The organism is Halomonas sp. Mc5H-6, assembly GCF_024124705.1.
Classification (GTDB): Bacteria; Pseudomonadota; Gammaproteobacteria; order Pseudomonadales; family Halomonadaceae; genus Vreelandella; species Vreelandella subterranea.
Window position 1 is genome coordinate 301,093 of sequence record NZ_JAMXSI010000002.1, and the last position, 21,493, is coordinate 322,585.

18 protein-coding genes and 1 tRNA gene are annotated in these 21,493 nt (G+C 57.8%); 10 read left to right on the forward strand and 9 right to left on the reverse strand.

Features of this window, described 5'->3' with window-relative positions:
* The first annotated feature begins 39 nt into the window (after positions 1–39).
* Positions 40–1,815: an ABC transporter ATP-binding protein gene (locus tag NH395_RS04835; protein ID WP_253022798.1), complete on the forward strand. Its 1,776-nt coding sequence runs from the start codon at positions 40–42 to the stop codon at positions 1,813–1,815.
* Here NH395_RS04835 and NH395_RS04840 read toward each other — a convergent pair.
* Positions 1,812–2,387 carry a hypothetical protein gene (locus tag NH395_RS04840; protein WP_253022800.1) on the reverse strand — a complete coding sequence of 192 codons (576 nt, stop codon included), beginning with the start codon at positions 2,385–2,387 and terminating at the stop codon, positions 1,812–1,814. The two genes, NH395_RS04835 and NH395_RS04840, sit on opposite strands and share 4 nt — an antisense overlap.
* Positions 2,388–2,531: 144 nt before the next feature.
* On the opposite strand from NH395_RS04840, the gene NH395_RS04845 reads away from it, so the two are divergent.
* From NH395_RS04845 to NH395_RS04860, 4 genes are all read left to right on the forward strand, one after another.
* Positions 2,532–2,608, forward strand: a tRNA-Ile gene (locus NH395_RS04845).
* Between the two features lie 283 nt (positions 2,609–2,891).
* Positions 2,892–3,134 carry a plasmid stabilization protein gene (locus tag NH395_RS04850; RefSeq protein WP_253022802.1) on the forward strand — a complete coding sequence of 81 codons (243 nt, stop codon included), beginning with the start codon at positions 2,892–2,894 and terminating at the stop codon, positions 3,132–3,134.
* Entirely contained in the window at positions 3,131–3,577 is a 447-nt protein-coding gene (locus NH395_RS04855) for a type II toxin-antitoxin system VapC family toxin (RefSeq protein ID WP_253022804.1), read from the forward strand. The genes NH395_RS04850 and NH395_RS04855 overlap by 4 nt, the downstream gene beginning before the upstream one ends.
* A 395-nt stretch (positions 3,578–3,972) precedes the next feature.
* Entirely contained in the window at positions 3,973–6,075 is a 2,103-nt protein-coding gene (locus tag NH395_RS04860) for a TonB-dependent siderophore receptor (protein ID WP_253022806.1), read from the forward strand.
* A gap of 27 nt (positions 6,076–6,102) precedes the next feature.
* Here NH395_RS04860 and NH395_RS04865 read toward each other — a convergent pair whose 3' ends face one another.
* Positions 6,103–6,924: an ABC transporter ATP-binding protein gene (locus NH395_RS04865; protein ID WP_253022808.1), complete on the reverse strand. Its 822-nt coding sequence runs from the start codon at positions 6,922–6,924 to the stop codon at positions 6,103–6,105.
* A 276-nt stretch (positions 6,925–7,200) separates the two neighbouring features.
* Here NH395_RS04865 and NH395_RS04870 point away from each other — a divergent pair, with 276 nt between their 5' ends.
* Positions 7,201–9,339 (forward strand): TonB-dependent receptor, encoded by a 2,139-nt coding sequence (locus NH395_RS04870; protein ID WP_253022810.1) that lies wholly within the window; start codon positions 7,201–7,203, stop codon positions 9,337–9,339.
* 64 nt (positions 9,340–9,403) lie between these two features.
* Here NH395_RS04870 and NH395_RS04875 read toward each other — a convergent pair whose 3' ends face one another.
* Genes NH395_RS04875 through NH395_RS04885 form a run of 3 tightly spaced genes read right to left on the reverse strand, consistent with a single transcriptional unit; the run spans position 9,404 to position 12,449 of the window.
* On the reverse strand, positions 9,404–10,450 hold the full coding sequence (locus NH395_RS04875) for an iron ABC transporter permease (RefSeq protein WP_253023081.1): 1,047 nt from the start codon (positions 10,448–10,450) through the stop codon (positions 9,404–9,406).
* Positions 10,450–11,451, reverse strand: coding sequence for an iron ABC transporter permease (locus NH395_RS04880; RefSeq protein WP_253022811.1), 1,002 nt, complete (start codon positions 11,449–11,451; stop codon positions 10,450–10,452). The genes NH395_RS04875 and NH395_RS04880 overlap by 1 nt, the downstream gene beginning before the upstream one ends.
* On the reverse strand, positions 11,445–12,449 hold the full coding sequence (locus tag NH395_RS04885) for an iron-siderophore ABC transporter substrate-binding protein (protein ID WP_253022813.1): 1,005 nt from the start codon (positions 12,447–12,449) through the stop codon (positions 11,445–11,447). Before NH395_RS04885 ends, NH395_RS04880 begins: the two co-directional genes overlap by 7 nt.
* Positions 12,450–12,639: 190 nt before the next feature.
* Between NH395_RS04885 and NH395_RS04890 the strand changes: the two genes are divergently transcribed.
* Positions 12,640–13,506 (forward strand): putative RNA methyltransferase, encoded by an 867-nt coding sequence (locus NH395_RS04890; RefSeq protein WP_253022815.1) that lies wholly within the window; start codon positions 12,640–12,642, stop codon positions 13,504–13,506.
* 94 nt (positions 13,507–13,600) lie between these two features.
* On the opposite strand, the gene NH395_RS04895 is transcribed toward NH395_RS04890, so the two are convergent.
* Positions 13,601–13,807, reverse strand: a complete 207-nt coding sequence (locus NH395_RS04895) for a cold-shock protein (protein WP_027336479.1) — start codon at positions 13,805–13,807, stop codon at positions 13,601–13,603.
* 221 nt (positions 13,808–14,028) lie between these two features.
* On the reverse strand, positions 14,029–14,244 hold the full coding sequence (locus tag NH395_RS04900) for a TIGR02450 family Trp-rich protein (RefSeq protein ID WP_253022817.1): 216 nt from the start codon (positions 14,242–14,244) through the stop codon (positions 14,029–14,031).
* Between the two features lie 118 nt (positions 14,245–14,362).
* Here NH395_RS04900 and NH395_RS04905 point away from each other — a divergent pair, with 118 nt between their 5' ends.
* Positions 14,363–15,628 (forward strand): dicarboxylate/amino acid:cation symporter, encoded by a 1,266-nt coding sequence (locus tag NH395_RS04905; RefSeq protein WP_253022819.1) that lies wholly within the window; start codon positions 14,363–14,365, stop codon positions 15,626–15,628.
* A gap of 31 nt (positions 15,629–15,659) precedes the next feature.
* Entirely contained in the window at positions 15,660–16,142 is a 483-nt protein-coding gene (locus NH395_RS04910; protein WP_253022821.1) for a nucleoside deaminase, read from the forward strand.
* A 52-nt stretch (positions 16,143–16,194) separates the two neighbouring features.
* On the opposite strand, the gene NH395_RS04915 is transcribed toward NH395_RS04910, so the two are convergent.
* Positions 16,195–16,368 carry a YqaE/Pmp3 family membrane protein gene (locus NH395_RS04915; protein WP_066319665.1) on the reverse strand — a complete coding sequence of 58 codons (174 nt, stop codon included), beginning with the start codon at positions 16,366–16,368 and terminating at the stop codon, positions 16,195–16,197.
* Between the two features lie 282 nt (positions 16,369–16,650).
* On the opposite strand from NH395_RS04915, the gene NH395_RS04920 reads away from it, so the two are divergent.
* A complete protein-coding gene (locus NH395_RS04920) occupies positions 16,651–18,690 on the forward strand; it encodes a TonB-dependent receptor (RefSeq protein ID WP_253022823.1) in 2,040 nt (679 codons plus the stop codon).
* 194 nt (positions 18,691–18,884) lie between these two features.
* Here NH395_RS04920 and NH395_RS04925 read toward each other — a convergent pair whose 3' ends face one another.
* Positions 18,885–21,392 (reverse strand): glucose/quinate/shikimate family membrane-bound PQQ-dependent dehydrogenase, encoded by a 2,508-nt coding sequence (locus tag NH395_RS04925; RefSeq protein ID WP_253022825.1) that lies wholly within the window; start codon positions 21,390–21,392, stop codon positions 18,885–18,887.
* Between the last annotated feature and the right edge of the window lie 101 nt (positions 21,393–21,493).

The following is a 21,493-nucleotide window of genomic DNA, read 5'->3' on the forward strand; positions in this document are numbered from 1 at the left end:
CAAGCTAATGGTTCCCCGAATCAGAGCTTTCAGGCGCTAATGCGCCTTTTGCGCTACGCCAAAGGCTACCGGCGGCGGATTATCGCCGCCACCGTTTGCTCCATCGTCAACAAGCTGTTCGACATCGCCCCCGAGATTCTCATCGGCGTGGCGATCGACGTGGTGGTCAACCAGGAACAAAGCTTTGTGGCGCGGCTAGGCTTTGAAACGCCCCAGGAGCAGATCACCATCCTCGCGGTGCTGACCTTCTTTATCTGGGCGGGGGAGTCGCTGTTCGAGTACCTGTTCCAGGTGTTGTGGCGCAACCTGGCCCAACGGCTGCAGGCGGATATGCGTCAGGACACCTACGAGCACGCCCAGCGGCTGGATATGGCGTTTTTTGAGTCGAAAAGCTCCGGCCAGCTTGTAGCCACCATGAACGATGACGTCAACCAGCTCGAACGCTTTCTCGACGGCGGGGCCAACGCGCTGATTCAGGTGGGCGTCACGGTGGTCGCCGTCGGGGCAGTCTTCTTCGTGCTCTCGCCGCTGATTGCGTTGCTGGCGTTTACGCCTATCCCGCTGATTATCTGGGGCGCGTTCTACTTCCAGCGCAAGGCCGGGCCGCTGTACAGCGACGTGCGTGAAAAGGTCGGCGATCTGGCCAGCCGCCTTTCCAATAACCTGAGCGGTATTGCCACCATCAAGAGCTTCACCAGCGAAGGCCGCGAGGCCGAGCGCCTGCGCGCTGCCAGCGAAGCCTACGTGGATGCCAACCGCCGGGCGATTCAGGTCAGCTCGGCGTTTATTCCGGTCATTCGTATGGCGATTCTGGCGGGCTTTTTGGCCACCTTTACCGTCGGCGGCATGATGGCGCTCAACGGCAATTTGAACGTGGGCGCATACGGTGTGCTGGTGTTCTTGACCCAGCGCCTGCTGTGGCCGCTGACCGGCTTGGCCCAGGTGATTGACCTGTTCGAACGCGCCATGGCAAGCACCAAGCGCATACTCGACCTGCTGGAAGAGCCCATCACGGTGAAAGACGACAGCACCACACCGCTGGCCCAGCCCGTTCAGGGCGAGGTGCGTTTCGAGTCGGTGAGCTTTCATTACAAGTCAAGCGACGTCGGCGTTGACGGGATTGATCTCCACGCGCCTGCCGGGCATACCCTGGCGCTGGTCGGCGCCACCGGTTCCGGCAAGTCGACGCTGGTGAAGCTGTTACTCCGCTTTTACGACCCCGAAAGCGGGCGGGTGCTGATCGATGACCAGCCGGTCATGGATGTAAGTATGCACTCACTGCGCCAATCAATTGGCCTGGTCAGCCAGGACGTGTACCTGTTCGAAGGCAGCATTCGCGACAATATCGCCTACGGTAAGCCGGACGCTGATGATGAGGCGATTATCGATGCGGCCAAAACCGCCGAGGCGTGGAGCTTTATCGAAACCTTGCCCCAAGGCCTGGATACGCCGGTAGGCGAGCGGGGCGTGCGGCTTTCCGGCGGCCAGCGCCAACGGCTTTCGCTGGCCCGTGCGCTGTTGAAAGACCCGCCGATCCTGGTGCTGGATGAAGCCACCAGTGCGGTCGATAACGAAACCGAAGCCGCTATTCAGCGTTCGTTAAAACGTATCGCCCACGGGCGCACGGTGATCATGATCGCCCACCGGCTTTCCACCATCGTGCACGCCGATGAGATCGTGGTGATTGAAAAGGGCCGAGTGGCCGAGCGCGGCACCCATCAAAGCCTGTTGGCGGCCAACGGCCACTATGCCGCCCAATGGCGGGTGCAAACTGGTGAGGCCGAGATGGGAGACGCCGAAACAATAAGCGCTTAACGGTTAACCAGCCGCGCATCGAGCGTGACCGGCACGTGCTCGTCGATCTCCTGGTAGCCCAGCAGCGAGAGCACGCTGCGCAGCGTCGCGTTGGCCATCAGCGCGCGGCCATCCAAGGCCATGGGTTCGGCGTGGGTCACCCGGACTTCATTCAAGCCCTCGCGGGTAAAGCGCAGCGGCACGGCTTCTTCCTGGTTGACCAGGTCGCTCTGTACCCGGAAGGTCAGCGTTTCCACCAGCGACTCGCCAATATCCAGCGCGTCCAACCGCTCGGGCGGCATTTGCGCCACCAGCGTGACCAGGGTGGTATTGGCAAGCATCTCGGCCCAGGTGGGCAGCTCGCCAAAGCGCGTCAGCATATCCGTCTGGCTGAGCTTGAGCGGCAGGCGCAGCGTGCCATCAGCAGAGATATCGCCCTGCAGATCGCGTACCTGATGGTGATGGGTTTGCGGTGCCTCGCCATTCAGCTGGGTAATGGAGGCCTGCACGTTCGAGCGGTCAGGATCCAACTGCCAGTCCGCCTGTGCTGGCACGGCCAATAGCAGCGAAAAAAGCGCCATCAATGCTTTCAAAGCGTATCTCCTTATCAAGGGCCTTTCTAAAAAGGGCTCCTCTCAAGACCCGCTAACCGCCAAAAAGTGCCGCCTAAATGACAAGATAGCCCCAACGGGGGCTGGCCTCGCCCCACCACATTCGCTATGATATGCACGCCTTTCGGGCCCATAGCTCAGTTGGTTAGAGCAGGGGACTCATAATCCCTTGGTCGTCCGTTCAAGTCGGACTGGGCCCACCATTCTATATGCTTATTCTAAAAGCAGGGGATTATGAGTCACTTGGTTCGCGGCCCCCTGTCGCTCGTTTGATCCCATTCTTGTTTATTTTCCTGCTCTCGCTTCGCTACTGGGTAGCTCGTTGTTGGGTGAGAAGTGACCCCAGGTCCCCGGCTTGAATAGCGCTACACCCTAGATGCTGCTCTTTGTATCCATGAAGTTAGACATGGCAAACGTTTCAGCTGAAGTTCAATCATCGAAATTATGCTATCATTGATAGCAATGACAGCGCTTAAGGAGGTTGAAATGGCATCAATCACCATCCGTAATCTTGATGAACAGCTAAAGTCCCAACTGCGTATAGAAGCAGCAATGCATGGCCGTTCCATGGAAGAGGAGGTCCGCATCATACTGCGTAGTGCTCTGAACCAGCCTGAAGCAAAGGGGCTAGGGACTCGCATACGTGAGCGGTTCGCAGACGCGGGGGGCATCGAACTGGAAGTGCCGCCAAGGTCTGATAAGCCTCGTGATCCGGGCTTCGGCGCATGATAGTCCTTGATACCAACGTGCTTTCCGAGCTGATGCGGCCTGTGCCAGATGCTCGGGTTGTAGTCTGGCTGGATAGGCAGGATGCTACTGCCGTGGCAATTTCGGCGATTACGGTCGCTGAAATTCTCTACGGTGTCGAACGCCTGCCCGATGGCAGACGCAAGCGTAGTTTCGCAGCGATGGCGGCAGAAATGTTCGAGGAAGACTTTGCAGACCGCATTATGCCATTCGATAGCGAGGCGGCTATTCATTATGCGGAGCAAGTAGCTGCTAGCGAGCGTGGAGGGAAGCAGGTTCACATGGCTGACGCACAAATTGCGGCTATCTGTATCAAGTATGGCGCTGTGCTAGCGACACGCAACATAAAGGATTTCGAGACGTTGAGCGTCGAGACTATTAACCCTTGGGCAATCCCTCCTGAAGAAAACATTGCTCATACGTAGGTTTTAGCGAACCTAGGCTTCTACGTAGGTTTTAGCGAACCTAGGCTTCAAGGCTTCTGCCATCCTACCCCTGATGCTGCGCGCCAATCCCCTGAAAGGTCTGGCGAAGGTCGAAGCTCGAGCGCTCGCCGATGGTGTCGAAGTTGTCATACAGCCAATGGGTGACGGTTTCGCGGCCGAGGTCGCGTAGCTTGGTAAGGAGGCTGCAACAGCACGTCGATAAGGTGAGCTCGACTGTCCCTACGAGTGCGAGCAGCTTCTAACAAACCTCTCCCATGAAGCGTTGAAACCATAAGAAGCAATTCAGTCGGGCTGCCATTGTGAAGCGTAATAAAAATTCGTATCATTCGTCTTACTATAATTATACGCTTCCTCCACATCCCAAGGTCCTCATCATGCTCCAGAACACGACTCCTTTCACGCGACGTCCGCTTGCTGTTGCTATGCGACGTTCACTCACGCTATCGCTCGGCGGCATGCTGAGTTTTGCGCCGCTTTCCGTGCTGGCCCAAGAGGACACGGTCGATACTGGCACTACCGTCGTTACCGCTACGGCACTGAAGGTGGATACGCCCGAAGTCGAGACGCCGCGAGCGATGTCGACGGTTGGTGCCGAAGAACTGGAAACCCGCGCGGTTAACAAATACGACGAAACCTTCCAGTACCGCTCGGGCGTGGTGTCACAGCCTTACGGCGATGACAACAACACCGATTGGTTCTTCCTGCGCGGTTTTAGCGCTGAAAACTCAACCTACCAAGATGGCCTTCGCCTGTTTCGCACCGGCGGTTATTTTTGGTGGATGACTGAACCCTTTGGGGTTGAGCGCGTTGACCTACTTAAAGGTCCAGCCTCAATTCTTTACGGAGAGGCGCCTCCTGGTGGTGTTATCAATGCCATTAGCAAACGTCCTACTGATGAAGCACGGGGTACGCTCGAAATTGAAGCGGGCAACCAGGATCACCGACAGGTGGGTATTGATGTCTCCGGCCCCGTAGGCGAGCGTGATGACATGCGCTACCGCATGGTCGGGCTTTATCGAGATGGCGAGGGTGAGCTGGAAGGTAGCGAGAAAGAGCGTTACTACTTTGCGCCTAGTCTGGCGGTGGACCTTTCTGAGGATACCTCGGTAACGTTTCTTGCCAGCGTTCAGAAAGACGAAGGCGTTCCGACGACCGGTTTTTTTCCTGCTTATGGCACTTTAAACGATACGCCCTTTGGAAAAATTGATCGCGACACAAACCTGGGCCAGCCGGATTACGACAGGCTGGATCAGCAGCAGACCTCGTTGGGTTATGAGCTGGAGCACCAGATCAACGATACCTGGGAATTCCAGCAGAATGCCCGCTATAGTCACCTGGATCTGGAGTTACGTACTGTTTATCCCTTTCCAGCTAGTACACGCACGGCTTCGCGTGGCGTGATCGACCGTGATGGTGACTATGATGCCTTTAACATTGACAATCGTCTCATTGCGCGCACCTATACAGACAGCACAGAAAATACGCTATTGCTTGGCGCTGGTTATCAAGAGCTAAACCTGAACTATGCTGACAAGGATCGTTTCGGCATAGACACGGTTGATATCTTCGAGCCAGATTACAGTTCTTTTACTGCACCTGCTCAAATGGAGGGTACTGACCACGATCTGAAGAGTCAGCAGTTCGGTGTGTATGTTCAGGATCAACTGCGCGTGGCGGATAAATGGATATTCCTGGCGGGGGCGCGTTACGACAGCATCGACAGTAGCGATGATGCCAGTAATAGCAGCGGTCGTTCGAGTGAAGGGTATGATGAAGAACAACTCTCGCTTACTGCTGGGGCAATGTACTTGGGTGACAATGGCGTTTCGCCTTATCTGAATTATAGCGAATCGTTCACGCCTATAGCGGGAGTTGGACCAAACGGTGCCTATGAGCCTCAGGAAGGCCGTCAAATGGAGGCGGGGATAAAATTCACCCCTCTAAACTTTGATGGTTACTTGACCGTTGCAGCGTTTGATGTGGAAGAAGACAAAACATTGATCTCCACTGGCAGTGGAGCCCAGGAACAAGTAGGCGAGCGTCGTTCGCAGGGCGTGGAAGTTGAAGGCGTTGGCTACCTGACGGATAACCTGAAGCTGACAGCGTCGTACACTTATACTGATGCACGCTACGATGCGAGCGAGTCGCAGCAGGATGAGCGTGCGCCTTTTGTGCCTTATCACATGGCGTCAGCTTGGCTGGATTACGACTTTGCAGGTGATCTATCTGGATTGTCGGTTGGCAGCGGCGTGCGCTATATGGGGGAGACCTCGCCTAGCCCCGGAAGTGGCATTGATCGCGACGTGCCGTCGGCTACTTTGGTCGATGCCATGGCCAGCTACGACATTAATGATAGCTGGACAGCGCAACTGAACGTCAACAACCTCACCGATGAGAAGTACGTTAGCGGTTGTGATTTCTACTGTTACTACGGGGCCTCACGCAGCGTCGTGGGCAGCTTGAAGTACAATTGGTAATCTCATACGTGCTACTAGAAACCCGGCTTAACCGCCGGGTTTTTTATGCGCTGCTGGGCGGGGTACGCAAACCGGGCGGCCAGTTTCCGGGTCCTGGATCACCTGGGCGTCCAGATCAAAAACACGCTTGAGGTTAGCGGCGGTAAAGACCTCGTCAGGCGCGCCGCTGGTGACGATCTGGCCGTCTCGCATCATCACCAGGTGGTCGGCGTAGGCGGCGGCCAGGTTTAGGTCGTGGAGGACCAGTAGCAGGGTGCGGCCTTTTTCGTGGGCGAGGCGAGAAAGCAGCTCTAACAGGTCAACCTGTACTTTCAGGTCAAGAAAGGTGGTCGGTTCATCCAGCAACAACAGGTCGGTCTGTTGTGCCAGCACCATGGCGATCCAGCAGCGCTGGCGTTGTCCGCCGGAAAGCGCATCGACATTGCGCTCGGCAAACTCCGTTACGTGGGTATACGCCATGGCTTCGTTAACCGCGCGGGCATCCTGTTGGGCATCTTTTTGCCATAGGCTTTGATGCGGAAAACGCCCCATGGCGACCAGTTGCCGCACGCTCAGCCCTTCCGGGGCAATGGGGCCTTGAGGAAGAATGCCCAGTTGCCTTGCCACGTCGCGAGTCTTGCGTTGATGAATGTCTTTTCCATCCAGATAAACCTGCCCGGCGCTGGGTGTCAGCGTTCGGGCGAGTGTCTTCAGCAGGGTTGATTTGCCGCTTCCGTTGGGGCCCAGCAGGGCGGTCAGTTTGCCTTCTGCTACGGCGATGTCCACGCCATTGAGTACGCGTTTGGTGTCATAGCCAGCGTAAAGGGCTTCGCCGGTTAATCGAGCATGCGGGGCTGATGCGAGTGGCATGGGCATTCACGGGTTATCAAAACAGCCTGCACCGTAAGACAAAACATTCTCATTTTCAATATTCTCAATGTTGTAAGTTAGCGATTACTCCCTTTTTGGTGCCCTTGTTAGCGGGTTGGTAGTAAAAAGCGTCGACTAAAGCCGTTGCATGATGCCGAATTGCTTATAGCTGCTTGGTAGACCCAATGCCTTCTTATATGCATAATATAACTATTCTCATTTAGTGTTGAGTTGTATTAGCAAGGGTTCTTCAGGCAAAAAGGGGATAAGAAGAAGATGTACGTCAATAAGCATCACGTGCTTTGGCCTACCGTTTCGTTTATCGGTTTGGTGGCTGCCAGTCACGTTTACGCTCAGCAGGATTCTTCCACCGGTACAGCAATAAGCGCGGTGGATGAAAGCCAACCCATGGTTGTCACCGCAACCCGGAGCAAGAGCGAGGCGGGCCAAACGCCGCAAAAAGTCACGGTGATTAGCCGGGAACAGATTGAGCAGCAGATGGCCATCAGCAGTGACCCCGGCCAGGTGTTGAGCAACCTGATTCCGTCTTACTCCCCCAGCCGCCAAAAACTATCAAATGCGGGTGAGACCTTTCGCGGCCGGGATGCCGCTTTTCTGGTCGACGGTGTGCCGCAGTCCAACCCGCTGCGCGACAGCTCGCGTGATAGTTACACCATTGACTTGTCGATGGTTGAGCGCATTGAGGTGATTCACGGCGCCAGTGCGGAACACGGGCTGGGCGCTACTGGCGGGCTGATTAACTTTGTCACCCGGCGCGCCGAGGGTGGGGGAATAAGTCAGCATGCGGGTGTTAGCCTGACGACCGATGACGACTTCGAGTCCGACGGCTTTGGTCATAAGCTGGACTACCGCATAAGCGGCCAGCAGGGAGATTGGGATTTCGTCGCTGCTGCCACCCGCCAAGAGCGTGGTGTCTTTTACGATGGCAACGACGATGTTGTTGGTATTGCCTACCCAGGTGAGCTGCAGAATTCTGAAAGCTACGATCTATTCGGCAAGCTGGGGTACTGGATAGACGATAACCAGAACGTTGAGTTGTCCCTCAACCATTTCGATCTGGAAGAAAGCAACGATTACGTGCCGGTACCCGGCGATCGCGATGCGGGTGTTCCCACGACGGCGCGCAAGGGCACGCGTGATGGTGAGCCTGGCTTCAATGAGGTCACCACGGCGCGGCTGTCCTACGCCCACGCGGATTGGTTTGGCAACGAGGTCGATGCACAGATTTATCATCAGCGCTTCCGCGCCCGTTTTGCTACCACCCCTTACTTCCCTTACCTGGACAGCGCCGGCGACACCCAGTATGACCAAACGCGCAATGAGTCCGATAAGGTGGGGGCCAAATTCACCGTCAACCGCGATGGCTTGCTGGGGGATCGTCTGGGACTGACCGCGGGGCTGGATATCCTCCGCGACGAGACGCGCCAGATGCTGGTGGAGACCGGGCGGACCTACGTGCCGGAAAGCCAATTCGATAACATTGCACCCTTCCTGCAAGGCGAATTTGAACTTGCCAAGCCACTCACCCTGCACGCTGGGGTTCGCCACGAGCATGCCGATCTTGAGGTGGATACCTATCAAAGTATCGATCGCGACAATGTCACCCAGGATAACGTGACCGTTGAGGGCGGTAAGCCCAGCTTTGACGAGACACTGTTTAACGCCGGACTGGTTTATCAGGCCACCGACTGGGCCCAGCTTTACGCCAACTACTCCGAAGGGTTTGGTATGCCCGATGTGGGCAGGGTGCTTCGCGGCATCGGCACGCCGGGGCAGAACGTCGATAACCTGCTCCAGCTTCAGCCGATCGTGACCGATAATCGCGAGGTTGGTGCGCGATTCGACTGGGACCGTTACGGCTTGGAGGTCAGTTACTACCAATCGAACTCTGACTTTGGCCAGCGTCTTACTGAGGAAAACGGCACCTGGGTAGGCAACCGCGAGAAGACCGAGATTCAGGGCGTCGAGATTACCGGCGATATGCAGGTAACGGACAATCATGACCTGTCGCTTTCCTACACCCACGCCGAAGGTAAGTCGGATCAGGACGGTGATGGCCGTGTGGAGACCGAACTGACCGGGATCAATATCGCCCCGGATACGCTTAAGCTGGGCTGGAGCGCTACCTGGAACGATAAAGTGTCGACTCGCTTGCAGAGCCGTTATTACTTCGATCGTAGCGTCGATAACCCGGAACTTGATTTTGACGGCTATGGGTTGGTGGATGCCTCGCTGACGTATCGACTGCCTGCGGGACGCATGTCCGTCGGCGTTGAAAATGCCACCGACGAAGACTACGTCACCTATTACTCGCAGTCGGCCCGTGTCAGCGACGAGTATTACTTCACTGGCCGGGGGCGCACCCTCACGCTGGGCTATCAATTGGATTTCTAAACGCGAATGTCTTCTTAACTAGCAAGCTGATTGGCGGCACCCAAGGGGTGCCGTTTTTTTATTCTCAATAACCGCGTTGGCGTGTTCTATACAGCAAGTAAACGAAAAAGGGCGCGCCGATACCGGAAACGAAAATGCCCGCTGGCAGGTCATTGGGTAAAAAGGCCACCCGGCCTAGCAGGTCGGCGTTGAGCACGATCAATGCACCGATCAAGCCGGATGCCGGTACCAGCCTGACAAAGTGACGGCCCACCAGCTTGGCGGCTATATGGGGGGCCATCAAGCCCACAAAGCTCAAGCCACCCGCAAAGGCAACGGCAGCGCCTGCCAGCGCCACGCTACAGGCCATCAGTATCAGGCGGCTTCTGAGCAGGTTTATCCCGAGGCCTTGGGCGACTAAATCACCCAGAGCCATGGTGTCGAGCTGGCGTGCGTAGCCAAGGCATAGCGGAACAGCGATCAGTAACCAGGGCAGCATACCCGCTACATCCTGCCACTGGGCGGCATAAAGGCTGCCGGTGAGCCACACGTAGGCCACCATGGCGGCCGCGTCATCGCTGATCACGATCAAAAGCGTCGTCGCCGCGCCCATTGCGGCGGAAAGCCCGATGCCCACCAGCACCATCCGCGAAGGGCTAACGCCGCCTTTCCAGGCCAGAAAGAACACCAGCAACGCGGCACAAAACGCGCCACTCAAGGCAGCAAGCGGGAGCCATTGGCTGCCTAGACGGGCACTTAATAGGCTCAGAAACACGACCGCTGCCAGCGAGGCACCACTCGTTATGCCGATAACATCAGGCGAGGCGAGCGGGTTGCGCACAATGCCCTGAAGAATCGCGCCAGCAATCGCCAGCGCGGCACCCACCAGGACGGCTAGCACGATCCGTGGCAGGCGCAGTTCCCAGATAATAAACGTAATATCGCTTTTGTGCGGTGAAACGAGTGCGTGCAGCACCTTTGCAAACGGTGTCGGAAAACTGCCCAGGCTGAGCGATACCCCCATATTGACGATCAGAAGCAGCGCAAGCAGCCCGGTGATGGCCCAAAAACGCGTAGGCAGCACATCACTCGTCAGGTTGTGTTGCTGTTTCAAAACACTGGAAGAGGTCATCATTGGGCCTGCTGTCGCCGCGCCAGATAGATAAAGAAGGGCGTGCCAATCAGCGCCGTCATCACGCCGACGGGAATCTCCTGAGGCGGCATCAAAACGCGCGATGCGATATCGGCCAACAGCAGCAAGCTCGCTCCCAGTAGCGCACAGGCGGGTAGTAGCCAGCGGTGGTCGACACCAAACAGGCCGCGCGCCATGTGCGGCACGATCAACCCCACGAAGCCTATCATACCCGCCAGTGCCACCGAGCTTCCCGCCAGCAGAATCACTACCAGGCCAAGTAACAGCTTGATGGTGCCTGCCCGCATCCCGAGCCCCGCGACCATGTCGTCTCCCAGCATGAGGGCGTTGGCGTGTCTTACCAGCAAACCACACAGCAGCAGGGCAAAGCCGAACAGCGGGAGCAGGGGCGCCACCAGTGAAAGTTCCCGGCCCGCGACGGAACCGGCCAGCCAATACAAGACGCTTTCGAAGCTTTGCTGGTCGAGTATCAATAGCCCCTGGCTGAACGACACAAACATGGCGGTAACGGCCACGCCCGCAAGCAATACGCGTAGCGGGGGAAGCTCCCCCTGACGGCCGCGGCTGAGGACGACCACCAAGCCGGCAGCAACCAGGGCGCCCAATAATGCTGCCCAAACATAGCTCGCAGGCGTATGCAGCGGTAGTAACGAGACGGCGACGACGACAAAAAACATCGCCCCGGCGTTAATCCCCAGAATGCCGGGGGAGGCCAAAGGATTGCGTGTCATGGTCTGCATCAGCGCCCCGGCAATGGCCAAACTTGCCCCCACCAGGGCGGCAATCACCGCGCGCGGCAAGCGCTCAGTGCGCAGGACAATATGGGCCACCTGCGTTGGGTCGTAGTCACTCAGAGAGGTCAGCAAGGCGGCTAGCGGTATATCGGTAGGGCCCGACATGATGCTAGCGATAAAGCTGGCCAGCATGAGTATCCCGCCCACGCATAGCCCCGCGCCTTTGGCAGTTTGCCCGCTCAGCATCGAGCGGACTCCATGTTGCCCGTTAGACGTGCGCGGCATGAGTGCGACGATTGAGGTGGCGAAGGCGTCAGGTCGTAATGGGTATAAAGATCATCCAGCATCGCATTGGCGGCCAGAATGCCGCCGCCCATGATCCAGTTCACCGTATCGACTTCAAACACACGGTCGTTTTGTACCGCGTCCAGTCGCTGCCATAGGGGGTGTGACGTCCAGTGGCGGTAGTTCTCCATGATGGCCGGGTCGTCGGGCTCCAGTATCACAAAAATGACGTCGGCGTTGATGACGGGAATGTTTTCCTCGCTGGTCAGCTTCATTCCCCAGCCCTGGGCCTTGAGTGCGTCAGGCTGTTCAAAGCCCAGCTCGCTTAAAATCGAGCCGGCAAACCCCGACGAATAAAGGCGCAGATGGTCACTCTTGAAGCGAGCCACGGCGGCTTTTTGAGGCCAGGCCAGGCCCGAACGACGCATTTTATGGCGAAAATCCGCCACTCGCTGATCCCACTCTCCGAGTAAGCGGCGGGCACGGTCTTCCCGGCCGGTGGCCTCGGCGATAAGTGAAAGGCTTGCTTTGAAATCGAACACCGGGCCTGCCACGACCGTAGGCGCCGTTTTCTCGAGTATCGGAAGTACCCGCTCATGACGAAAACGGGTGGCGACGATAAGGTCCGGATCAAGCCAGGCAATCTTCTCCAGATTGGGCTGGGTTTCCAGGCCCACGTAGTCAACGTCGGAAAGGGCATCGCGCAGGTAGCGGTACATGGGTTTTTCCAGCCAGGACTCGACAACGCCGACCGGGGTGATGCCGAGCGCCACGGCGCTGTCAGTCGCGCCTTGGTAAAGTGTGACAATGCGTTGTGGCGCAGAAGGAAGGGGCGCGTCAGTATCATCAACGCTTGGGTGGGCGTCTTGAAGGTCCTGCGCGGCGCAGATGTTAATGCCGAGCAATAGCATGCCGAGCAGCCATAGCGGCATGCAACGGTTTAGTGGATGGCGCGTCATTCCAGCTTCCTGATGGCCGCGGTTTTCAAGGAGCCCGTGCGGGGAGAGTAGGCTACGAATGATGGCATGGTGCAGTATCTAATACAAATCGTTATCAATTGTGGCTTCTGCTTCACTGCCCGCTATCTTTCTTGAAACGATGCGGTACCATGCTGCGCCTGGTTCGCTTTCTCTATAAGGCATTATTGGCATGAACACCTCCCCTTTTCAGGCGCTGGCCTGTCCGTTAGACGGTAAGCCTCTGACACCGTCAGATAGCGCATGGTGCTGCCCGGCGGGGCATAGCTTCGACATTGCCAAACAAGGCTATGTGAACCTGCTGCCGGTTCAGCAAAAACGCTCCAGCGATCCTGGCGATAGCAAGGCGATGGTGGCCGCGCGGCGTCGGTTTCTGGAGGCGGGTCACTATCAGCCGATTGCCGAGGTGGTGAGCCGGGCGGTGTTTGACCACGCAGAACAAGAATTACCCCGCGATACCTTGTTCAGCTGTCTCGATGCTGGCTGTGGTGATGGCTACTACCTTCGGGAGTTAGTCGATGCGGCGGCGAGCCAGACGTTGCTTGCATTAATGGGGCTGGATATTTCCAAATGGGCCGTGCAGGCGGCGGCCAAGCAGGATAATAAGCAGCAACCGCACAGCCGCTGGGTGGTGGGCAGCAATGCCAACCTGCCGGTTCAGAACGGGGCGCTCGATTGTGTGCTTTGCATGTTTGGTTTTCCGGTCTTTGACGAGTTCGCGCGGGTACTCAAACCAGGCGGCCTGCTGCTACAGGTGGAGGCGGGGTCGGATCATCTGCGTGAATTGCGCGATATTATCTACCCGACGTTAAAACCGGAGCAGGCAAGTGATGTTGAACCGCCAGCGGGATTCGCGTCGCTGGGTTCAGAGGTGCTGCGCTACACGCTTACGCTCAACGATGCAGAGACGATTGCCGATTTGCTGGTGATGACGCCGCATTTTTACCGTGCCACCACTGAAGGCCGCGAGAAGGCCGCTGCACTTGGGGAGATAACCTTGACGGTGGACGTGCGAGTCGTGCGGTGGGAGCGTATTTAAAGGCAATTTTCATAGATGCCAAACGCAAAAAGGCCCGCCTAAGCGGGCCTTGTGGTCCAAACCCCGGAAGGTTCGGGCAAACTGCTAACGGATGTTAGGAAGTTTGCTTGATGTTTGAAGCTTGTAGGCCTTTCTTGCCTTGGGTAACGTCAAAAGAGACGCTAGCGCCTTCTTGCAGAGATTTGAAGCCGTCGGCTTGAATCTCGGAGAAGTGGGCAAAGAGGTCGTCGCCGCCGTCAGAAGGAGCGATGAAACCGAAGCCTTTAGTGTCGTTAAACCATTTAACTGTGCCAGTTGCCATGATGTAGATCCTTTCGCGCAAAAGCGCCTTAATTAAGTTCCTGGTATTACCCAGATTTAAGTAGCGGGTGAAACAAGGAATACAATGTCAGGCTGCCGAAATAGATCGTACACTTCTGAAACCATGCTGCTTGCTAACCACTGACGACACAGTGCCATGGATCTTTTTGGGTGTCAAAACCTTTCAGGTTTTATTTTTCTAAACCTCATGGCGCCCATTGGTTATTGCCAGCCCATTTTCCACACGCTGTCATCTCTCAAGTGCTGCCATGGCATGACCGTTTCCCGGTGGGAATAGATCGCTTCGACGACAACGTCCACGACGTTCTCATCCTCATCCCGGATCAGTTGGGTAACCATGAAGTGCTTTTCTTTGTTGCGCGGCTGAACCGCCGTCCATTTGCTATGGTGCAGCTTGCTCGGATTGATCTTGTTCATTCGTGCTCCAGGGTACCGACGTGTTCAGGGCAAATATCGCTATGCCACACTGATATAATAATGAGCGTGCTTATAATGTTAGCATTGCGAACATATTCAATCCTGTAAAGGACATCCAATGAATCGCATATGGAAAGCCTATTCTCAGGCGTCGTTGATTTTACGCGTCACCATCGCGCTGGTGCTGGGTGTCGTGGTCGGGCTTTTGGGTGGAGAGACAGTGGCTGCCTGGCTGGCGCCACTGGGCGATCTGCTGCTGCGGCTGCTGACGTTCCTGATTGTGCCCATTGTGCTGTTTACCCTGATGGTGGGCGTGAACCAGTCCCGGGAGGGCAGCGCGGGCCGCATCGGCGGCAAGGTACTCGGCTATTACCTGGCGTCCTCGGCGCTGGCGATTATGGTGGGGTTAACCGTCGCGACGCTGTTCAGTCCAGGCAGCGGGATGACGCTGGATGAGGATGCCAGCTTCTCGGTGCCGGATAATCCGGGCGTTGTCGACACGCTGCTCAATATCGTGCCGAACAATATTATCGGCGCCTTTTCCGAGCTCAATATGCTGGGGATCATCTTTACGGCGCTGGTATTCGGCATCGCGCTGCTGAAAATGCGCCAGTCAGCGCGCCAGCATGCCATGGGCGAGCGGCTGTATGAGGTGATCGAGTCGCTGAACGAGGTCACCTTGAAAGTCATGTCGGGGGTATTGCACTACGTCCCCATCGGCGTCTTTGCGATTGTTGCCGAAACGGTGAGCCGCCAGGGCCTGGAAACGCTGCTGTCATTGGGCGATATGGTCGTTGTGCTCTACATAGCGCTGGCGGCGCATCTGTTGATTTACTGCGGCATCATGAGCCTGTTCGGGGTAAAACTGCGCGCTTTCTTCCGCGAAGCGCGCACGCCGATGCTCACGGCGTTTGCCACCCAGAGTAGTTCCGGCACCTTACCCATTACGGTCAATGCAGCCCGTCGCTTGGGGATTTCCAAAAGTATTTATGGTTTCAGCCTGCCGTTAGGGGCTACCTTGAACATGGATGGCGCGGCGATTCGTATCGCCATCTCGGCGGTATTTGCCGCCAATGTAATCGGCGCGCCGCTGGATTTTATCAGCATGGTGCAGATTGTGCTGATCGGTACTCTTGTGTCGATCGGCACGGCCGGAGTACCGGGTGCAGGCATCATCATGATTGCCACCGTATTCGCCCAGGTGGGTCTGCCGATTGAAACCGTTGCGCTTTTGACCGCTATCGATGCCCTGGTCGGCATGGGGTGTACGGCGCTCAACGTCACGGGCGACCTGGTCGGCACCTCCGTTATTGCGCGTAGCGAAGGCGAGTCGTTAAGTGAAGAACCGGCTGACGAAGCGACAGTAGCGGCGGCAAAGGGGTAGCTTGGAAAACCACGCAAGGTGAGGAGAGCCCATGTTGGATGAGCGAGAGCAGCGCTACCTGGCACACGCCGTGGCGCTTGCCGAAGAAGCCCTGAAGGCTGGCGATGAGCCCTTTGGCAGTGTGCTTGTCAGTGGCGATGGTGAGGTGCTGGCTGAAGATCGCAACCGCATCGCTGGCGGCGACTCTACCCAGCATCCCGAATTCGCCCTGGCACGTTGGGCGGCCCAGCATATGACGCCAGAGGCGCGAGCACAGGCCACGGTGTTTACCTCTGGCGAGCATTGCCCGATGTGCGCAGCGGCGCATGGCTGGGTGGGGCTGGGGCGTATCGTCTATGCCAGTTCCTCGGCACAGCTGGGTACTTGGTTGGCCGAACTGGGCGTGGCACCGCCGCCGGTGGCAACCTTGCCGATTCAGCAAGTGGTGCCTGGCCTCCCGGTAGAAGGGCCGGTTGCTGGCTGGGACGAAAAAGTGCATGCCCTGCATAAGCGGCGGCATGGGGCTGCCAGTTAAGCAAAAAAAACCGCCTGAACGCAGGCGGTTTTTTTCAATTACCGGGGTAAAGCTAGTGTTTCAGTATCACATAAAACGCATGGATGATGCCGGGCACAAAACCAAACAGCGTCAAGAGGATGTTAAGCCAGAAATGTCCTTTAAAACCCACCTCAAAAAATACGCCGAGGGGCGGTAAAATGACCGCAAAGATCATTTTGATCGGGTCAGTCGCGGTAAACGCCATGAAGCCTCCTTTGCTTTCAGGGTATTGTTGCTTACGTCATTCTCGTTATTGCTTACCTGAGCACTTAAGCAAGTGCTTTAAAAAGTACTTAAAAAAGTACTTATACAAGAACGATAACAAGCGATCTCATAGTAGCAGTAGCAAAAACGACTACAATTGTAGACACCGTCAGCGCTTCTAGCGAGGCCAATAATAAGCTATGACGCACGCCGTGAGAAAACGTTCCGTCTAGTTATACAGCATTGTTATACACACTCTTTTGATGCCCCGGGAGGGACCCCTGTGAAAAGACTCACCACCACCTCGGTTTGCCTGGCGGGCTGCTTGCTAACCCCTCCAGCCCTGGCCCAGCCGAATGACACAGAAATGGCAACGATTGAGGTCACGGCTCCCCGGTTGGCCCGCGAGCTTTACGCAACGCCCGCGGCCGTCTCAACGCTTGAGTCCGATGCCATTGCCCAGGGGCAGCAGCGCGTTCGGCTGGATGAATCGCTGGTGCGGGTGCCCGGCGTGTTCTTGCAAAACCGCGATAATTTCGCCCAGGGCCAGCGCATCTCGATTCGTGGCTTTGGCGCCCGCGCACCCTTTGGCGTGCGAGGCATCACGGTCATGGTGGATGGTATCCCTTATACCCTGCCGGACGGCCAGGCCCAGCTCGATGCGATTGACCTGGACAGCGCCGAGCGTATCGAAGTGATCCGCGGGCCGTCGTCGGTACTCTACGGCAATGCAGCAGGCGGTGTGATCGATGTGACCACCGCCGATGGCCGCGATAACCCCGGCACGAGCCTGCGCGCCGAGGCAGGCAGCGATGGCTACCGTAAGACATCCCTGCAAACCGGGGGGAGCCAAGGCGGCTGGTCGCACCACGTTAGCCTCTCGGCGCTCAATGTCGATGGCTATCGCGAGCAAAGCTCGACGGAAAAGTACCTGTTGAATGCCAAGCTTCGTCGGGAACTGGGCAGAGAGCGGGCGTTGACCGCCATCGTCAACCTGTTGGACAACCCGCGCTCGGAGGATCCCGGTGCCTTGAACGCGGATGAAGTAGCAGAAGGCCGTGATCAGGCCGCGCCGAATTCGCTGGCGCTGGATGCAGGACAAAACGTGGACCAGCAACTGCTGGGGTTACAGTACGAAGACCTGGCCGTTGGCCCTGGTGAGTTATACCTCAAGGGGTTTATCTCCCAACGGGATTTTGAGCAGCAGTTGCCGTACGTCGGTGACAGCCGCATCGGCTATCAGCGGGATTACCTGGGGGCGAGCGCCGAGTACCACCATGAGGTGACCTTGGGTGATCTGCCGCTGAGTTATATCGCAGGCGTCGAGGTGGCCCGGCAGGATGACGAGCGCTTCCGCAAGGACGTGAACCCCCAGGGCGTCGTCGGTGAGCAGTTGGCTGAAGAAACCCAGACGGCCACCTCGACCGGCGCCTTCGTCCAGGGCGACCTGGCCATGACCGAGAAGTTGACCCTTTCCCTGGGCGCGCGCTTTGATCAGGTGGAATTAGAGGTGGATGACCGTTATCAGGATGACGGCGACCAGAGCGGCGACCGCCGCTTTAATGAGTGGAGCGGCTCGGCGGGGCTGAGTTATCGCTACCGCCCCCAGCATCAGGTCTACGTGAATACCGGCACCGCCTTTGAAACACCGACGTTTTCGGAGTTTGCCAACCCCGAAGGCGGCGGCTTCAATGCGGCGATTGAGCCGCAAAAAGCCTGGAACCGTGAAGTGGGGGCGCGAGGCTATCTGGCGCCGCTGGCGTTGGATTACGACCTGACGCTGTTTTCGGTGCGCGTGCGCGATGAGCTGGTGCCGTACGACGAGGGGGATCGCACTTTCTACCAAAACGCCGGTGATACCGACCGCGATGGCATCGAGCTGGCGCTGGGCTGGCAGTTTGCCGACCAATGGCGGCTGGATAGCGCCTTGACGCTGGCGCGCTACGAGTTTGATCGCTTCTCTACACCCTCAGAGCGCTTTGGGGGTAATCGTATCCCCGGTTTGCCGGAACAGACCTGGGTCAACCAGTTGACCTGGGAAGGGCGCGATGATCGCTTTGCCACGCTGGAAACCCAGTACATAGGCGACATGGTGGCCGATAATGCCAATGAGGTAGAGGTGGATGATTACTGGTTGTTGAATCTGCGCGCGGGCAATGGCTGGCGCCTGGGGGAGGATACCCGGCTCAACGCTTATGTCGGCGTACGCAACCTGCTTGACGAAGAGCACTACGCCAACGTGCGTTTAAATGCGGGTTTCGGCCGCTATTACGAGCCTGCCCCGGGCCGCAGTGTTTATGGTGGGGTAGAAGTTAGCTTTTAAGTTTTTAAAATCATGGGTAAGCACGGAAGTCGGAAACAACCCGTAGTGGGGGTTATTCGCCATGGATGGCGAATGTAGCGCCCACGGATGGGTTTACAGCGCCCCCACCAAGGGTTGTTCCGACTGTTCATTAAGACAAAAACGGGCGGTCCTCGGTAATCGAGGCCGCCCGTGCTTGCTATGGATACCCGAACTTACTCCGGTAGCGCGTAGCCAATCACGTAGTCACCCATTTGGGTGCCAAAGGTGCCGTGGCCACCGGCCGTTACCACCACGTATTGGCGGCCGTCTTCCCCGGTGTAGGTCATGGGTGTCGCCTGGCCACCTGCGGGCAGGCGAGCCTTGAACAGCTCTTCACCGGTGGTGATATCGTAACCGCGCAGGTACTGATCCAGCGTACCGCTCAGGAACGACACCCCGCCGCCGGTGGTCAGCGGGCCGCCAAGGGCTGGCACGCCTACTTCAAAGCCAATCGGCAGGTCGAAGGGCATGCTGTCCCGGGTGGTGCCATTACGATGCTTCCAGGCTACTTCGGCTTCCTGCAGGTCGATACCCGCCACATCACCCCAGGAGGGCGTTTGGCAGGGCAGGCCGAGCACCGACAGTAGCGGCCCCAGCTTGACGGCGTAAGGCGCACCAGCATTGACCTGCAGCCCCTGTTCGCTGGCCGAGCCCTGGCTCTCTTCGACCTCTTCACGGGGAACCAGCGTCGAGACAAAGGCCAGGTACTTGGCGCCGGTGAACAGCGCCTGGCGTTCGGGGTCCACCGCGACACCGCCCCAGTTCATCACACCGACGTTGCCCGGGTAGACAATGCTGCCCTCAAGCGACGGCGGCGTGTACTGGCCCTCGTAGCGCAGTGAATTGAACTGAATGCGACACATCATCTGGTCAAACGGTGTGGCGCCCCACATGTCGCTTTCGGTGAGCGGCGCCGGCAGCAGGTTAAGTTCGGAACGCGGCTGCGTCTCGGCGGTCCAGTCGCCTTCAACGGCGCCAAGTGGGGCCGGGATTTCCTCGATGGGCACAATCGGTTCGCCGGTTTCGCGGTTCAACACGTAAAGGCTGCCCTGCTTGGTCGGCTGAACGACCGCTGGCTGGGTGCCGTTCTCGGTAGCGAGGTCAATAAGTACCGGCTGGGCGGGTGTGTCCATATCCCAGAGATCGTGGTGGACAAACTGGTAGACCCACTCGACCTGCCCCGATGCAAGGTCGAGGGCTACCAGTCCCGCGCTGTAGGTCTCGTCGTTGGCGCTGCGGTTGGCGCCGTACTGGTCGGGCGTGGCATTGCCCATGGGCAGATAGACCATGCCCAGGTCTTCATCGACGCTGATCGGTGCCCAGACATTGGGTGAGTTGCGGGTGTAGGTTTCACCGGCGTCCAGCGGCTCGGTGTGGTGGGGATTGCCGCTGTCCCAGTTCCAGACCAGCTCACCGGTGTGTACGTCAAAGGCGCGGATCACGCCGGAGGGTTCATCGGTGGAGCTGTTATCAGTGACGTGGCCGCCGAGGATAATCAGGTTCTCGGTTACCGTGGGGGGCGAAGTGGAATAGTAGCCGCCGGGGTCAAAGTCGCCGATATTGCGCGTCAGGTCGACTTCACCGTCATCGCCAAACGCTTCGCAGCGCTCGCCGGTATCCGCATTTAGCGCAATCAGACGCGCATCAGCGGTAGGCAGGTAGAGCCTGCGCGGGCACATCACGTCGGCGGCGCTGGGCATGCGGGGCGCGATGTTGTTGGTAGTGGCGCGGCCAGCCGTCCAGGTCAGCAGAAATGCCGGGTCGATAGCGAAGTCATCGCGGTTGTTGAATAGCTCGAGCACACGGCCAGTGCCAGCTGTGTTGGCGTTGTCGCTTTCTGCATAGCTACCGGCATCGTAATAGGCGAGGCCGCGGCAGGTCATGTGCGCCCAGCCGGAGAAGTCCTCTGCGCCCATGGTGCTGATCTCCGGGTCGAAGGACCAGTTGGTCTCGCCGGTTTCCGGGTCCAAGGACATCGCCCGACTGTGCGAGGTGCAGATGTAAAGGCTATCGTTCACCTTGAGCGGCGTGTTCTGGTTGGTGATTTCCGGCGGCGCGTCAGGGCCTGCCTCGTCGCCGGTCTGAATGCGCCAGACTTCTTCCAGTTCGCCGATGTTGTCCGGCGTGATCTGATCGAGACTCGAATAGTGCGTGCCCGCGTTGGTACCCCCATAGGCAGGCCAGTCGTCACCGGCCACCTGAGCCGGGTTGACGGCTTCCTGGTGGTCGCTGCGCTGGGTATCGAGGGTGCCTTCAACGGTGGCCGGGTCGTCAAGCTGACTGGCCAGGGCGACGCCAATCGAAGCGATGACGGCCAGGCCAAGCGCCACGCTGCCGCCCCGCGAGTCGAGGGATTTTCGCCACCACGGCAGCAGCAATACAATGCCGATCAAACAGGGGATGGCCACCCGGGGAACAAGCTGCCACCAGTCCAGGCCGACTTCCCACAGCGCCCATCCCAGGGTGGCGAATAAAACCAGCGCGTAGAGCCACAAAGCGGCTCCCTTACGCAGGGCGAGCAATACGCCGCTTGTGACCATGGCAATACCCGCTATCAGGTAATACGCACTGCCCCCCAGGCTAAGCAGCTTGCCGCCGCCAATCGCCAGGGCGAGGCCCGCGATGATAAGCAGTAGGCCAAGAAAAATAGCGGGCCATTTTGCCCGCTTGCGGTCTTCCATGAAGTTCCCCTTTTATGAACTCTGGATCGCTTGGCGATCCTCTCGAACCATCATCAGGCGTCATATGCTTAACGCGCTAACTATTTTAAGAGTCAATACAT

Bases quoted from the DNA above. Each gene is read 5' to 3' on its own strand.
- NH395_RS04835 (WP_253022798.1), top strand. From the start codon at position 40: ATGCGCCTTTTGCGCTACGCCAAAGGCTACCGGCGGCGGATTATCGCC.
- NH395_RS04850 (WP_253022802.1), top strand. From the start codon at position 2,892: ATGGCATCAATCACCATCCGTAATCTTGATGAACAGCTAAAGTCCCAA.
- NH395_RS04855 (WP_253022804.1), top strand. From the start codon at position 3,131: ATGATAGTCCTTGATACCAACGTGCTTTCCGAGCTGATGCGGCCTGTG.
- NH395_RS04860 (WP_253022806.1), top strand. From the start codon at position 3,973: ATGCTCCAGAACACGACTCCTTTCACGCGACGTCCGCTTGCTGTTGCT.
- NH395_RS04865 (WP_253022808.1), bottom strand. From the start codon at position 6,924: ATGCCACTCGCATCAGCCCCGCATGCTCGATTAACCGGCGAAGCCCTT.
- NH395_RS04870 (WP_253022810.1), top strand. From the start codon at position 7,201: ATGTACGTCAATAAGCATCACGTGCTTTGGCCTACCGTTTCGTTTATC.
- NH395_RS04875 (WP_253023081.1), bottom strand. From the start codon at position 10,450: ATGACCTCTTCCAGTGTTTTGAAACAGCAACACAACCTGACGAGTGAT.
- NH395_RS04880 (WP_253022811.1), bottom strand. From the start codon at position 11,451: ATGCTGAGCGGGCAAACTGCCAAAGGCGCGGGGCTATGCGTGGGCGGG.
- NH395_RS04885 (WP_253022813.1), bottom strand. From the start codon at position 12,449: ATGACGCGCCATCCACTAAACCGTTGCATGCCGCTATGGCTGCTCGGC.
- NH395_RS04890 (WP_253022815.1), top strand. From the start codon at position 12,640: ATGAACACCTCCCCTTTTCAGGCGCTGGCCTGTCCGTTAGACGGTAAG.
- NH395_RS04895 (WP_027336479.1), bottom strand. From the start codon at position 13,807: ATGGCAACTGGCACAGTTAAATGGTTTAACGACACTAAAGGCTTCGGT.
- NH395_RS04900 (WP_253022817.1), bottom strand. From the start codon at position 14,244: ATGAACAAGATCAATCCGAGCAAGCTGCACCATAGCAAATGGACGGCG.
- NH395_RS04905 (WP_253022819.1), top strand. From the start codon at position 14,363: ATGAATCGCATATGGAAAGCCTATTCTCAGGCGTCGTTGATTTTACGC.
- NH395_RS04910 (WP_253022821.1), top strand. From the start codon at position 15,660: ATGTTGGATGAGCGAGAGCAGCGCTACCTGGCACACGCCGTGGCGCTT.
- NH395_RS04915 (WP_066319665.1), bottom strand. From the start codon at position 16,368: ATGGCGTTTACCGCGACTGACCCGATCAAAATGATCTTTGCGGTCATT.
- NH395_RS04925 (WP_253022825.1), bottom strand. From the start codon at position 21,392: ATGGAAGACCGCAAGCGGGCAAAATGGCCCGCTATTTTTCTTGGCCTA.